This window comes from Vaccinium witches'-broom phytoplasma str. VAC, assembly GCF_000309405.1.
In the GTDB taxonomy this organism is placed as follows: Bacteria; Bacillota_I; Bacilli_A; order Acholeplasmatales; family Acholeplasmataceae; genus Phytoplasma.
This window is the reverse complement of record NZ_AKIN01000247.1, coordinates 1-487: the sequence shown is the minus strand read 5'-3', so window position 1 is coordinate 487 and position 487 is coordinate 1. Positions and strand designations below refer to the sequence as shown.

Annotated in this window: 1 pseudogene; it reads left to right on the top strand. The window is 28.7% G+C overall.

What is annotated here, in order from left to right:
• Positions 1–131: 131 nt before the first annotated feature.
• Positions 132–487: pseudogene (locus tag RI68_RS03300) on the top strand (hypothetical protein); the annotation flags it as partial.

Genomic DNA, 487 nt, shown 5'->3' with positions numbered 1-487 from the left:
AAGATATTCAAAGTTGGTTTGGTTATGAATATAATCGTTATTAACCATAGCAAAAATAGTTTATTCATTTTATGGTTATTATGTTATTATTAATAATAAATCATTAACAAAAGGAGTTCTAAAAAAATATTATGTCAAAAAAACGTTTATTATTTATTGTTATGTTTAGTCTTTTAGGTTTTTTATTATTATTCATTATGGTTATTGCCTTCATTCCTAAAAAAACTCCTGTCAGCCCTAAACCTATTCCTGCCTCAACTGTTGAGGTTAAAAAAGAATGGTTTAAAACCGCAGACATAGCAGACAGAACTGAATATATTGGTAGTGGTAAAAATTTGAAAATAATAGACATCAAAGGGCAAAAAGGGCAAAGTTATCCCATTACTAAGGACAACCAACCATATAGAAATAATCAAGGGAAATGGATGATGCCAGGAGTTAAGGAAGAAGGTATACCTATGATAGAAGCAGTTTATACTTTTTATGG